The sequence below is a fragment of the Terriglobia bacterium genome, assembly GCA_020072815.1.
Lineage (GTDB): Bacteria > Acidobacteriota > Terriglobia > Terriglobales > Acidobacteriaceae > Angelobacter.
Genome location: JAIQGE010000012.1, coordinates 272,491 through 285,570, shown reverse-complemented (window position 1 = coordinate 285,570; position 13,080 = coordinate 272,491). Strand labels below are relative to the sequence as shown.

The 13,080-nt window shown below is 58.2% G+C and carries 11 protein-coding genes; 4 read left to right on the top strand and 7 right to left on the bottom strand.

The window, feature by feature from the left end; genetic code table 11:
• Window positions 1-3 precede the first annotated feature (3 nt).
• On the top strand, window positions 4-3,462 hold the full coding sequence (locus tag LAO20_16510) for a PAS domain S-box protein (GenBank protein MBZ5533033.1): 3,459 nt from the start codon (window positions 4-6) through the stop codon (window positions 3,460-3,462).
• A 15-nt stretch (window positions 3,463-3,477) separates the two neighbouring features.
• On the opposite strand, the gene LAO20_16505 is transcribed toward LAO20_16510, so the two are convergent.
• Genes LAO20_16505 through LAO20_16495 form a run of 3 tightly spaced genes read right to left on the bottom strand, consistent with a single transcriptional unit; the run spans window position 3,478 to window position 7,067 of the window.
• The gene (locus LAO20_16505; GenBank protein ID MBZ5533032.1) at window positions 3,478-4,575 is read right to left on the bottom strand and encodes an FAD-dependent oxidoreductase; all 1,098 of its coding nucleotides are present in this window, start codon (window positions 4,573-4,575) and stop codon (window positions 3,478-3,480) included.
• On the bottom strand, window positions 4,566-5,228 hold the full coding sequence (locus LAO20_16500; GenBank protein MBZ5533031.1) for a methyltransferase domain-containing protein: 663 nt from the start codon (window positions 5,226-5,228) through the stop codon (window positions 4,566-4,568). Before LAO20_16500 ends, LAO20_16505 begins: the two co-directional genes overlap by 10 nt.
• 51 nt (window positions 5,229-5,279) lie before the next feature.
• Window positions 5,280-7,067: an ABC transporter ATP-binding protein/permease gene (locus LAO20_16495; GenBank protein ID MBZ5533030.1), complete on the bottom strand. Its 1,788-nt coding sequence runs from the start codon at window positions 7,065-7,067 to the stop codon at window positions 5,280-5,282.
• A gap of 110 nt (window positions 7,068-7,177) precedes the next feature.
• Between LAO20_16495 and LAO20_16490 the strand changes: the two genes are divergently transcribed.
• The 3 genes from LAO20_16490 (at window position 7,178) to LAO20_16480 (ending at window position 8,180) form a co-directional block, all read left to right on the top strand.
• On the top strand, window positions 7,178-7,423 hold the full coding sequence (locus tag LAO20_16490) for a DUF4160 domain-containing protein (protein ID MBZ5533029.1): 246 nt from the start codon (window positions 7,178-7,180) through the stop codon (window positions 7,421-7,423).
• Window positions 7,395-7,661, top strand: a complete 267-nt coding sequence (locus tag LAO20_16485) for a DUF2442 domain-containing protein (GenBank protein ID MBZ5533028.1) — start codon at window positions 7,395-7,397, stop codon at window positions 7,659-7,661. Before LAO20_16490 ends, LAO20_16485 begins: the two co-directional genes overlap by 29 nt.
• A 351-nt stretch (window positions 7,662-8,012) precedes the next feature.
• Window positions 8,013-8,180, top strand: a complete 168-nt coding sequence (locus LAO20_16480; protein ID MBZ5533027.1) for a hypothetical protein — start codon at window positions 8,013-8,015, stop codon at window positions 8,178-8,180.
• On the opposite strand, the gene LAO20_16475 is transcribed toward LAO20_16480, so the two are convergent.
• The 4 genes from LAO20_16475 to LAO20_16460 form a co-directional block, all read right to left on the bottom strand.
• Window positions 8,140-8,712, bottom strand: coding sequence for a plasmid SOS inhibition protein A (locus LAO20_16475; protein MBZ5533026.1), 573 nt, complete (start codon window positions 8,710-8,712; stop codon window positions 8,140-8,142). The genes LAO20_16480 and LAO20_16475 overlap by 41 nt on opposite strands.
• 5 nt (window positions 8,713-8,717) lie before the next feature.
• The gene (locus LAO20_16470) at window positions 8,718-9,485 is read right to left on the bottom strand and encodes a DUF3800 domain-containing protein (GenBank protein MBZ5533025.1); all 768 of its coding nucleotides are present in this window, start codon (window positions 9,483-9,485) and stop codon (window positions 8,718-8,720) included.
• Between the two features lie 150 nt (window positions 9,486-9,635).
• Entirely contained in the window at window positions 9,636-10,577 is a 942-nt protein-coding gene (locus LAO20_16465) for an IS1595 family transposase (GenBank protein MBZ5533024.1), read from the bottom strand.
• 143 nt (window positions 10,578-10,720) lie between these two features.
• On the bottom strand, window positions 10,721-13,066 hold the full coding sequence (locus LAO20_16460; protein MBZ5533023.1) for an LptF/LptG family permease: 2,346 nt from the start codon (window positions 13,064-13,066) through the stop codon (window positions 10,721-10,723).
• Window positions 13,067-13,080: the final 14 nt, after the last annotated feature.

Sequence of the window (13,080 nt, the reverse complement as noted above, 5' to 3'; positions counted from 1 at the left end):
ACCATGGATTTGGCGCTGCAATCAGCCATCTTGGCCGAAGCCTCCACCCTGCTGATCTTGCTGGCAGGGGCGATCCTGCTTTATCGCATTTTTCGCGAGAAGTACCTGCTGCCCTGGATTGCCGGCTGGTCGGTCTATGGCATTTGCAAACTGTTCATCGCGCTGAACGCGACGCAAGGAGTTTCCCGGTTTTGGCCGGCGGCGGCAACCGTTTCCTTTCTGGTGGCGGTATTCCTTTTGGCGGCAGCCGTATTCATGTACGTCTCCGAACGGCGGCTGCTATGGCCGGCAGGCGTCATTCTCTCCGGGGCGTTGGTTCTCTCGGTGGTGCGCTCCCTGTGGCTGCCCCAGTCCGGTGTTCTGAGCAGCGCGGTGTACCTGAGCTGGCGAGCGGTCCTGCTGGTGGCCACCGTGCAGATGGTGCGGGCTGCCTGGGGCCGGATAGCGCCAGGACGCTGGCTGCTGGCGGTCATGTTCTTTTTCCTCCATCTTCCCTTGCGGCATAACCCGAATGCCTTCATGCCCCACGACACAATTGTGGACCTGCTGCTGGGCGTGGGCATGCTCATCCTGGTGCTGGACGACTCGCGAGTGCAGATCGAGCGGCTGGACGTGCTCAATAAGCTGACCAACCAAATCTCTGACTCTGCCGATTTTGATCCCGCGGTGGGCACCGCCTTGGAAGAATTGAAGCGGATCTCCCGGGCCCGCGCCGCCTGGTTCCGCGTGCTGGAAGGCGACAAACTGGTGATCGCCGAGCATCGCGGGCTCTCCCGGGCCTTTGTCGCCCAGGCCAAAAGTATTGAAGCCAGCCGCAGCGTCAGCGGCTTTGCTTTGCGTGAGAGCGAAATCTACGTAATGCGCGCGGCAGAAGCGCTTCCGGAAGTCGGCCAGGTGCTCAAGCGCGACGGCATGCACCACATGGTGCTGGTTCCGGTGGAAGGCAAGCACGCGCGTATCGGGATCCTGGTGCTGGGCATGCCGCACTTTCGCGCTTACACCCAAGGCGAAAAGAATTTTCTCAAGGCAGTGGCCAAGCAACTGGGGCTGGGAGCGGAAAATCGCCAATTGGTGGAACAGGTCATCCGGTCGCGCAACGAGTGGGCGCAGACCTTTGACTCCATTCCGGACTGCATTTTGGTCCACGATCCGGAATACCGCATCCTGCGGGCGAACCAGGCCCTGCTTACCCGCCTGGGCCGCGGCCGCGATGAGGTGCTGGAACAACTGTGCGAAGCGGTGATGCCCGGCGCCGGCATCAACTGGCAAGGATGTCCCTACTGCGCCCACGCCGAATGCTCCGGCGAGGAAGACCCCAGCCTGGGCGGCTATTCCGTGGTGTCCACTTCGCCCTACGCCGGAGAAGACGTCTCCCGCGGTGGCACCGTGCACGTGATCAAGGACATCACCGAAGCCCGGGCCGCGGATGAGCGCTATGCATCCTTGTTCAACCACATGCATGAAGGCGTGTTCGCGTCCACTCCGGACGGCAAACTCCTGGACTGCAATGAGGCCTTTGTGCACATGCTGGGATACTCCAGCAAAGAGGAAATCCTCAGGCTGAATGTGGTGGAGTCCATCTACATGAACGTGGAGGACCGCGCAAAATTCCTGCGGGAGATCAGCCAGCACGGCTACGTGAGAAATTTTGAAAATCGTTTGCGGCGCAAGGATGGCAAGGAAATCCACGCCATCGAAAGCAGCTTTGCCACGCGCGACGCCAGCGGCAAAGTGGAACGCTACCAGGGCGTGCTGATGGATGTAACGGAAATGAAGCGCGCTGAGGACGAAATCCGGCGGCGTAATCGCGAACTCTACGTCCTCAACACCATTGCCGTCACCTTCAACCAGTCGTTTGAATTGGACGAGATCCTGCAGCTGATCATGCTGCAGATCGTGGAGTTGCTGGGGACCGACACTTCTTCTGTTTACCTATTTGACGAAGAAACCTCTTCCATGATGAAGAAAGCGGCGTACGGCTACCGCAGCACGTTCATGGACGCCCGAGCGTCTCTCCCGCTGCCCGCTGACTTCGTGGCGGCCCTGCGCGCCAACCACACCGAAATGATTGATCACGACCACCTGCCGCAGTTGCCGGAGATTTTGCATAAGATCGTGGAAGCCGAAGGCCTGAAGTCCTGGATGTGGGTGGTGCTGTGGCGCAAAGAAAAAATGCTTGGCGTGCTGGCCACCAGCAGCCGCACCTTCCGCCAGTTCAACAACTCAGAAGTCAGCGTGATGGTTGCCGTGGGCCGGCAACTAGCCACCACCATTGAAAAGATCCAGCTCTATCAGGAAACCAAGCAGGCGTATGAAGACCTGCGGCGCACGCAGGAACAGCTGCTGCAAAGCGAAAAGATGTCGGCCGTGGGACAGTTGATCTCCGGCGTGGCCCACGAACTGAACAACCCGCTGACGGCCATCCTGGGTTACGCGCAATTGCTGGAGAGTGAAACCCTGGATCCACGGGTACAGGATTTTGTTCTCAAGTTGCACAAGCAGGCGCAGCGGACGCAAAAGATTGTGCAGAACCTGCTGTCGTTTGCGCGGCAGCACAAACCCAAACGCGTCCACGTGGATCTGCGCAGCGTGGCGGAAGATACCATCGCCCTGCGCGACTATGACCTGAAGGTCAACAACATTGAAGTACACCGCGAATTTGATCCGCTCCTGCCCTCGGTGGTGGCGGACCCGCACCAGTTGGAGCAGGTGTACTTGAACATCATCAACAACGCGGCCGACGCCATGATGGAATCTCCCCAGGGCGGCAGGCTGGCCATCAAGATCTTCGCCGAGAACGGGCACGTGGTGAGCGAATTCCACGATTCCGGCCACGGCATCCGCGATCCCAAGCACGTGTTTGATCCTTTCTACACCACCAAAGGCGTGGGCAAGGGCACGGGCCTGGGACTGAGCATCTGCTACGGCATCGTGAAGGAGCACGGCGGAGAAATCTCCGCCCAGAACCATCCCGATGGCGGCGCGCTGGTGCAAGTCCGGCTCCCCGTGGCCGTAGGCGAAAAGCCGGTCACCGAACGCGACCGCATTGTGGCCCGCCGTGAATCCCGCCTGGAAGGCTGCGTGCTGCTGGTGGATGACGAAGAGGCGGTGCTCGACCTGGAAGCCGAAGTGCTCAGCGCCGCGGGCTTGATGGTGGTCACCGCGACCACGGGCAAAGAGGCGGCCGAGAAACTTCGCCGCCAGGAGTTTGACGCCGTCTTCCTGGACAGCAAGATCCCCGGCGAGTGGTCCAGCGAGCGCGTTTTCCGGTTGATCGAAAAGGACCTGCCGGCCCTGGTACCCAAGACCGTGCTGGTGCTTTCCAACGTCTCTGACGCCGGCGTGCGGGCCTTTGTGGACGCCACCCAGATCTTCTGTCTGGTGAAGCCATTTGAAGTCGCCGACTTGCTGGCCGTGGCGCGGCGCGTGATGCGTCGGCAAAAACTGGCGGCGACGCGATAGGCCACGCGCGCCGTATCACCGCATCCGCGCTCTCGTCTTCCTCACAATCAACTTCGCCACCGGGCGCGTCCCCATCAAACTTAGGCCGAGCGATCTGATCCACTTGGGCGCGGAAAGGCCGCGGCGCAGCCACGCTGCATTGCGAAACGCCGGCGTAAAACGCCGGGCGTAAGCGGCGCTGTATTGCGCGCGGGCCTGAGCCAGCGAACATTTTCCCTGCAGGAAAGGAACCAGCGACTCCGCCGCCAGAGTGCCGCTGTGCAAAGCCAGTGAGATGCCGTCGCCGGCGAAGGGATCAATGAATCCGGCGGCGTCGCCCGCGCAGATCATGCCATTGGTTTCGGTGACTGGCGTGCGGAAGTACAGCGGCGAGGTGGTAATCGCGGCGAACAGCGGCTCCCAATTCCGGCTGCGGGCCAGAAGCTCCGGATGCGCGGCAAGAACCCGGTCCAGCGTGGTTGCCGCGTCCGCGCGGACCATGGCGCAGGCATTCACCGAGTCCGGACCCAAAGGCGTTACGCCGCAGTAGCCTCCGGGGAAGAAGTAGAGATCAACGGAAGTTGGCGCCGAGGATTCGCGATAATGCGCCTTCAGGCCGAGCCATTTCGCCTGGCCGCCCGCATCATACTTCGTCAGTTGCGACCAGCGCCCACTGGCGTTGACCACGGCGCGCGCGGTGAAAGTTGTTTCCGAAGTGGCCACGTGAAACAGATCATCGGCGACAGCCGGCATTTGTACGTCGCGCACCGCCACGCCTTCTTCCGCCTGCACGCCGGCCCGCCGTGCCGCCTGCAAAAGGGCCGCGTCCAAATCATAGCGGGGAATGCTCAGCGCCGCGGGCGCAACCGGCAGGCGGACCGTTTTGCCGTCAAGGAAGATACGCGAAGATCCGATTTCCAGGCGTGAACCAAACAGGCTCTCCTGCAGCAAAGACTCCAGCAGTCGCAACGATTCCGCTGACACAAATTCTCCACAAACTTTGTGGCGAGGAAAGCGGTCTTTATCCAGAAGCAACACGCGGGCCCCCGCGCGGGCCGCGGTGATGGCGCACGCAGAGCCGGCCGGGCCTGCGCCGGCAACGATCAGATCGTACGGGGCCGCGGCTACTTCCATGCAATCACTCCCATGCGAAAAAGGAATGAAGTCTTGATTTCGATTTTTGCCGCGCCGGCGGGCTGCAGGATGCCGCGGATTTCGTCCACCGTGTAAGCGCGGCGCACGGAGACCGGCGCGTCGTGCCGGGTGAGGCGGCTGCGATAGATGGGCCGTCCGGCAACGGCCAGAGCAAAGTGCAGCGCGTTGCGGACCAGGTCATCCAGCAGGAAAGCATGTCGAGCCACGCGAAGACCTTCCGCTGCGAATAAAAGCAACTCTTCCGGCTCCAGGTGATGAGCAAAGAGAGAAGAGCCAACCACGTCAAAGCTTGCGTCGCGGAAGGGAAGGGCCAGAGCGTTGCCGCAGACGCTGGGCAATGTTGCGCCAAGGTGGCCGGCTGCGCGGTCCAGGACCACAGGACGAAGTGAAATGCCGAATCTCGCCAGCGACTTCTGCACTTCACTCGCCATATCACCTGTCGCGCCGCCAACGTCCAGCCAGCTTAGCTCTTTGATACCGCGTGCCGCGGCGACTGCTGCCAGCATTCGACTCATTGCCCGCACTCCGCCCAGGCGGCGGTTGATGGTGCACAGATCGGCCAGGTTGGCGGCGATTTCACGCGGCGTGCCGGCGTCGCTGTCCAGGAGTTCGGCCACCACCACGCGTTTCATCGTTAGACCTTTTTCTGGCCAGACTTTTTTCCGGCTAGGTTTATTTCCTGGTTAAACCTGCGCCAGTTCCTCTTCCAGCAGCTGTTTGTTGTAAAGCTCAGTGTAGTAGCCGTTACGCGCCAGCAGCTCTTCATGCGTGCCCAGTTCCACGATGCGTCCCTCATGCAGCACGGCGATGCGGTCCGCGTTGCGCACGGTGGAGACGCGGTGCGAGATAAAGATGGTGGTGCGGTCCTGCATGACTTCGCGCAGGTGATTCAGGATTTTTTCTTCCGTGTAGGTGTCCACGCTGGCCAGCGCGTCGTCCAGCACCAGAATGCGCGGGTCGCGAATGATGGCGCGGGCGATGGCCGTGCGCTGCTTCTGCCCGCCGGAAAGAGTGATGCCGCGTTCGCCCACCATGGTCTGGTACTGGTCAGGGAAGGCTTCAATGTCGGTGGCGATGCTGGCGGCTTCGGCGGCGGCGCGGACCTGCTCGTCGGTGGCGCTCTCCACGCCGAAGGCGATGTTCTCGCGCACTGTGTCACTGAAGAGAAACGTCTCCTGCGGAACAAAACCGATGTTGCGGCGGACCACTTCCAGCGGGTATTCGCGCAGCGGACGGCCATCGAGCAGAAGTTGTCCAGAAGCGGCGGGAGTATAGGCCTCCCCGCCTTTTGCATCGTTGGCCACGTCGAATATTCGCGGGATCAGGCTGACCAGCGTGGTCTTGCCTGCGCCCGTGGGTCCGACGATCGCCAGGCTGCTGCCCGCGGGAACTTCAAGGTTGATGTCCTTCAACACCTGCGTGCCGTTGTAACTGAAATTGAGATGGCGAAATTCCAGCGCGCCGCGGATGGACTTGCCGTGCTTCAAGTCGTCGGCAACGGCCGCGTCATTGATGTCCGGCTGGGCCACCAGGATTTCATTGATGCGTCCCATGGACGCCAGGCCCCGCTGAAAAATATTGATGACCCAGCCCAGAGCGATCACCGGCCAGGTGAGCATGACAATGTAAGTGAGAAAAGCCACGAAGCCGCCGAGCGTAATGTGCTGTTGCAGGACTTCACGCGGACCCAGCCACAGCACCAGGGCGATGGCCAGTCCCAACAGCAGCTCCAGCGCCGGCCACAGCATGCCCATCAGCCGCGCCAGCGGCAGGCTGCGCGCCACATATTCCAGGTTGGAGCGTTCAAACAGCGCGATCTCGGCGTCTTCCTGGGCGTACGCGCGGATGAGGCGCGCTCCGGAAAAGTTTTCCTGGGCGCGCGCGGAGATTTCAGAAAACTGCGCCTGGATTCGCTCAAAGCGCTCGTGGATGCGCCGCCCAAAATACTGGATGATCACGCTGGCCAGCGGCAAAGGCAGGAAGGCGTAAATCGTTAGCTTAGGGCTGGTCCTCCACATGAAAGCCAGCGCGGCCAGGGTGAACACGAGGGTGTTGGCGGTGTACATGATGGCCGGTCCCAGCAGCATGCGCACGGCGTTCAGGTCGTTGGTGGCACGGGCCATGATGTCGCCGGTGCGGTTCTTCTGGAAGTAGGCGTAAGGGAGCCGCTCCAGGTGGGCAAACATGTCATTGCGAAGGTCGTATTCAATCTCGCGCGAGACGCCGATCATCAGCCAGCGAGTGAGGAACTGGAACACGCCCTTGCTCAGCGCGATAGCCAGCAGGAGCAAGGAATAGATGAGAAACTTCTGGCGCGTGGCGGTGTGGTTCAGGTCGTCAATGGCGCGGCGCAGGACCTGCGGAAACAGCACCCAGATGCCGTTGTTGAACAGAACGGTCATCGCTCCCCAGAACAGAGTAAGGCGATACTTTTTCAGGTACGGGAAAAGCGGCTGGAGATTCTTGAACATGAAGACTATTGGATGATTTTAGCAGGGACGAAGGAGCGGAGGGCCCAAAGCGGAGTCGGCGAAAGGAATGAGTGGGAGGTGGTCGTCGAGGTTGCTACAATGGCCTGCGCATGCCGACAGTGCTCCGATCAGGTCCGTATCGCTTCTACTTCTATAGCCACGAACCCAACGAGCCGCCTCACGTGCATGTTGACCGGGACGACCTTTCCGCGAAATTCTGGCTGAATCCGGTTGCTTTGGCCAGCAATTTTGGTTTTAATGCAAGAGAGCTTGGTCTGCTGCAGAAGATTGTAGAGACTAATCGGGAACAGTTGTTGGAGGCTTGGCATGGGTATTTTGGCACTGGGCGCGGATGAGCGCGTCGCCGAAGTGGCATTTAGCGGCGACGCCCTAAGCGTTACGCTGAAAGACGGGCGGACCATTACCGTGCCTCTGACTTGGTATCCGCGCCTGCTCCAGGCCACCGCGGAACAAAGAGACAACTGGAAAGTTTCTGGCGGTGGCTACGGCATCCACTGGCCGGACCTCGACGAAGACTTGAGCACCGAAGGCTTGCTGCGCGGAGCGCCCGCTCCGCGTCCGAAGACGAACTGACTTTCTTCCAATCTCCTTTTTTCTTCATCGTGACTGACCTTCAGGACACTTGACAAGCGTGCGCAGCGTTGAACTAGTTCGCGCTGGATATAGCGAATAAAAGACGGTAAAATGCCCAAAGACGGTAGTTAGTACTTGGTTATTGGTATTTGGCTTTTGAGCCCCAGGCCGCCCAGGTGGCTGGAAAAATGGTCTTTGACAACCGAAAACCGTGTCTTTCGGGAAGGAATCCGATTGGGGTAATTATCCCCTATCATCAAGTATCTGGCGAATGATAGACTTTTCTCAGATTGGGCCGGATCAGCGCCAAACTGACCCGGCCCACAGCCAGTTATTCCACTTGGAGGAACAATGGCCGACAACGATAAAGATCAAGCGCCAACGCCGACAACGCCCGCACCCGTTGAACGCGGCGGTGGGCGCGATGAGGATATTCAACCAAACAAACATCGCAGCGAAGACACAAGTCCTAACGTGGTCAGAAAAACCGATGAAAATAAGGATAAAGAAAAACGCTAAGTCTCGCTGCGATTCCTAGAGCAAGCAACGTGGCTGAGGCAATCAGCCATCTTTCTGCCCGTAGCAAAAACTCAGCTTTTTCTCCGGCGATGTCTGATTGATTTTGTCTAATGTCATGCATAGACCGGACATGAAAGATACGCAGATCATCCGCGTCTTTCAACGCTGATTCGCGGAACCAGTCCTTATCGCTTGGATCGCGCCAGTCGGGCCGCGTCTTTATGACGCGGTAGGCAGATATCACCGCAAAAATCGAAGCGATTATGGCGGGCATTACGACAACCCCCCAAACTTCGGCCTTAATTTGGGTAAACAGGAAAGCCGCAATGCCTGTTGACCATCCGATAACCACCGCTGCCTTGGCTTCTATCTGACTGTTGCGTTCTTTGATGTCAATGAGAAGCGTTGACCCAAATGAGTAGAGTTCTGCGATGACATCATGGTTCGTAATGGGCTTGAGCAATTCTTTAACATCACCCGTGGACAGATCATTCGGTAACCTTGGCTTCCTTTCCGCCGCGACAGCAGACATTTGATTTAACCCTCCTTGTATTTTGATTCTTCGGCTGACAGGGCATCTTTGAGTTGCCGCATCGCTGTTTGATCGAAATGACCTCCAAAAATGGGCAGGCGAGCAAGAACGGAGAATGACTTGCGTTCTGACCGATGTGGCTCGACTTCAGTGCGTCTTAACATCTTGAATGTCTCATAGGCCATGAGATCCGCGCACTGCAAAGGAATAAACTCCCGCCAACTGGAAAACGTAATGCTGTGCAAACGCGTCCCATGCTGCCAACCGCGTTTTGTTTTCATAAAGTGGAACACATCCGCGCCTTTCGACGCGAACCTGGATGAATCCACGATGATTTTGACTTTCTCTGTGGCCGGGAGACGGACGGTTTTTTCTCCAATGATCTCTAGACAATGCTGGAGACACAGTGGATATGCTTCGTCATCTGTTCTTATCCTAAATTCAGCCCGAAAGGCGGGCTGCACAACTCCAGAATATATGCCGTACATTTCCTGTTCTACGATGAATCGAAGTAATCTTTTCATCAGCCCAGTTCGCCGTTTAGCTGTCCATCCACTGAATTCCCCGAATCCACTATTGCAGTCGGCTGCATGAAATCGCTTGATCCGATTTTCTCGCAAAGTTGCTTTCCATCTTTTCTCTAACCGTCGCCAGTCATCCTCATACGAGAAGAAGCCAGCGACGACGAAAATCTCTTTGTCATAGCTTTCATCTAGAAATGCCGTGAGCACAAGAAAATGCCCTTTCGCCTCCGTGCGAAGTGTGCGAGACATTTCGATTGCGGAGATTCCGGATTGACTTTCGCACACCACGGCGGTAACCTCACTTCTGAGGTTCGCCTCGAAGAAGATTTATGCGAAATCACCCTAAGCCTTCCGCCAAGAATGACAAGGGTGACACGCGCAAAAAAGAAGATCGCCCTTTTACGTGGTCTGAATTTGAGGGGCTTGTGCGGCGTGCTGTTCACCCGCCAGCTCACAAACCCGGCCCAAGATCGCCCCAAAAATAAGGTTCCCAGATTCGCGGCGGTTGTACCTGAAAGAATATTCGTTCAAGTAGCTCTGAAGATAATTCTTGCCGACAGAGTGGTACACGCCGCGCAACCCGTTCTTAACCAAACTCCAGAACCCATCAATTGTCTGAGTGTGAATCTGTCCCCTCGACCCGGCCACATAGACCTTGGCAGTGTGCTTCACACGGAAATGCTGATACCCGCGAACATTGATTCCCTTGTATGACGGGTAATCATCTGTGAATACGGTGCTGCCCGGAAGTACGAACTCTTTGATGAACCCGTGCAAAGTGGGCTTGGTGGTATCGGCTTTAACCCGTGCAATGACGCGGCCACTCTTGCGGTGGACAACTCCAACAACCGGGGTCTTAGGCTTTGCGGTAGCACCAAGGCGAACACTTTTCCCGCCGACATACATTTCGTCAACTTCCACCGTTGAACCCTCCAGTCTGATATCCTCCGACATCAGGGTTCGGATTTGACGAAAGATACGCCATGCGGTTTTGTAGGTCACTCCGGTTTCGCGCTGAATCTGCTTTGCGGAGATTCCGCAGCGGGTGGAACCCATGAGGTACATGGCGTAGAACCAAGTTTTCAAAGAGGTGCTGGACTTTTCAAAGATCGTTCCGGCCATCGGAGAGATCATGCTTCCGCAGTAGTCACAGGCGTAAGCTGGACGGCCTGTAACGCGGTGATGCTTGCGTTCAACTCCGCACTTCTCACAATGCGCCAAGCCGCCGGGATAGCGTTGCTCTTTCAGATATTCAAGGCAAGCGTTGTCATCGGGGAATCTCTCTTGAAATTGCTGGATGGTAAACCGGAGTTCTTTTGGGATTGTTTGTCTGCGGTTCATAACAAGAACATTGTGCCATATATTCTACTTGATGTCAAGGGATAATTACCGAGGGTAGGGTACTTTGGGGGTCGCGAAGATCGCTGCCCCCCGGTTCAATCGCGCACAGGCAAGAGTGCCTGTGCCACACGAGCCATGGGGACTCACGACGGCGTCTTCAGTATCAAGTATCCTCCCGCCAGTCCAAAAATAATATCCGGAGACCAGGCGGCCACCAGCGGCGGCAACTGGCTGACGTTGCCCATGGCCTCGAACAGTCCGGACGTCACGTAATACGCCACGGCGATGATCAGCGCCACGGCGATCCCGGTGAGCGCGCCGCGGCGTCCGGCGGAAAGGGCAAAGGGCACGGCCAGCACGGCCATGACCAGGGTAATCAGGGGGAAGGCGATCTTCTTTTGTAACTGCACGCGCAGCCGCACCACGTCAAAGCCGCTTTGCTGCAGGTCGCGGATGTAGTTGCGCAGTTCGTCGTAATTCATCTCCTGCGACTGGCGCACTTCCTTCTTGAAGTAGCTGGGCGGTTCGGTCAGCTCGGGAAAAGTGCTCACGTCGAATTGCTGCAGTTCCTCATGGGGATCGCCGCCGGGAGGGTACGTCCAGGAACGCACCCAGCCTTTTTCGAACACCCATTGCTGCTGCATGTCTGACCACTGGGCGCGCGCGGCGTATATGCGTTTGGCGATCTGGAAGGTGCGGGGGTCCAGTTGAAACGACGAAATGCTGCCGAACTGGTTGCGGTCAGCGTCGTAGAACTCGTAGTAATAAATTTTGCGATTGGGGTCGGCCACGCCGTTCTTGTGTTTGTTTTCGCCAAAGATCCATTTGCGGTCCGGACGCAGATACGTCTGCGCCGGCTTGCCTTTGATCTGGTTCTTGAGGGTTTCCACGCGCTTGTTGGCGTAGGGCAGATAGAACTGATCGAGCAGAAACAGCCCGCCGGCCAGCGCCAGGGCGATGAACAGGATCGGCACCACGGTGCGGTAGATGCTGATGCCCGTGGCCTTCATGGCAGTAATTTCATTCGACTTCTGCATCAGTCCGAACGTGACCAGCACCGCCAGCAGCACGCTCAGCGGCGTGACCAGATAGAGCAGGGAAGGAATCACGTTAAGCAGGTACTCGCCGACCATGGACATGGGAACTTTGTTGCGGACAATGTCAGTGAGCAGTTCAAAGAACGTAAAGATAAGCGTAAGCACCAGGAAGCTGGAGAGGATCAGCAGCAGATGGCCGGTGAAGGTGCGCAGGACGTAGTCATCCAGAATGAGGGGGAAGCGCGGGTTGAACTGCGGGCGGCGCGAGCCGTTAGCGCGGCTTTCGCCGCGGCCCTGGCTGCGGGCCTGGGTCCAGTTCTTGAACCAATTGACCACCGCCTGTCCCATGCCGAGTTCGATGGGCATTTTGTCGGTCCGCCACAGCAGCAGCGCGCCCACAATGCCGAAGACCACGTTGGCCATCCATACGCCCACGGCGGGCGGGACGCGGCCGCTTTTGGCCAGCGACAGGCCGGAGATAAACAGGAAGTAGTAAACAAAAACCAGGACGATGCTCAGAACAAAGCCGGCGCCTTTGCCGCCTTTGCGCGCGGAAAGGCCCAGAGGGATGCCGATCAGCACCAGGACGAGGCACGCAGTGGGCAGGGCGAAGCGGCGGTTGAATTCGATCCAATACCCGCGGGCCACATCTTTGTTCGCCAGGGAAGCTTGCCGCATCAGCTCCGGCGTCTTCATCTGCTGTGCGGGAATGGTTTCCTGCGCGGGCTTGGGCTTTTCCAGAAAAGGCAGCTCGCGGTCCATCTCCTGCAGCAGGTAGGTTTGCACGCTGTTGGGCTTGTTCATCTCCTGCTCTTCAGCGTTGTGCAAGTGCGGGCGGATGCTGTCTTTTTCGCCGCGTCCCACGGTGGCTTCTTTTGCCGTGGTGATTTTCGGGGCGCCGGGCGTGCTGATGTCGGCCAGGAAAACGTTCTTCCACACTGCGGCCCCGTTGGCGGAACTTACGTCTTCCACGTAGAGCACATAGTTTTTGAATTCTTCGTAGAAGACGCGCGGCTGCACTTCAAAAGAGATCTGGGAAGAGATCATGCTCTTCTCCAGTCGGGCCAGCGCGGATGCCGAACGGGGTTCAATCACCACCGTATTGAGCAGGGCCAGCAGCCAGGCAGCGACGCCGAAGATGGAGACGATCTTCAAAAACGTGCGGACGCTGACGCCGGAGGCGCGCATGGCGGTGACTTCACTGTCGGCGGCCATGCGGCTCAACCCGATCAGCACGCCCACCAGCACGCCGATAGGGATGGTGATCTTGAGCGCGCCGGGCAGAAGGAGGAAAACCAGTTCGGCCACGCTGGGGACGGGTGCGCTGTTGCGGACCACCCACTCCAGAAGCCGGCTTACGTCGCGCATGAACACGACGAACGTAAACACTGACGTACCGATCAATGCATACGCCAGCACTTCCTTCAGGATGTAACGAGTGAAAATCCGCACGCGCGTGATTATGA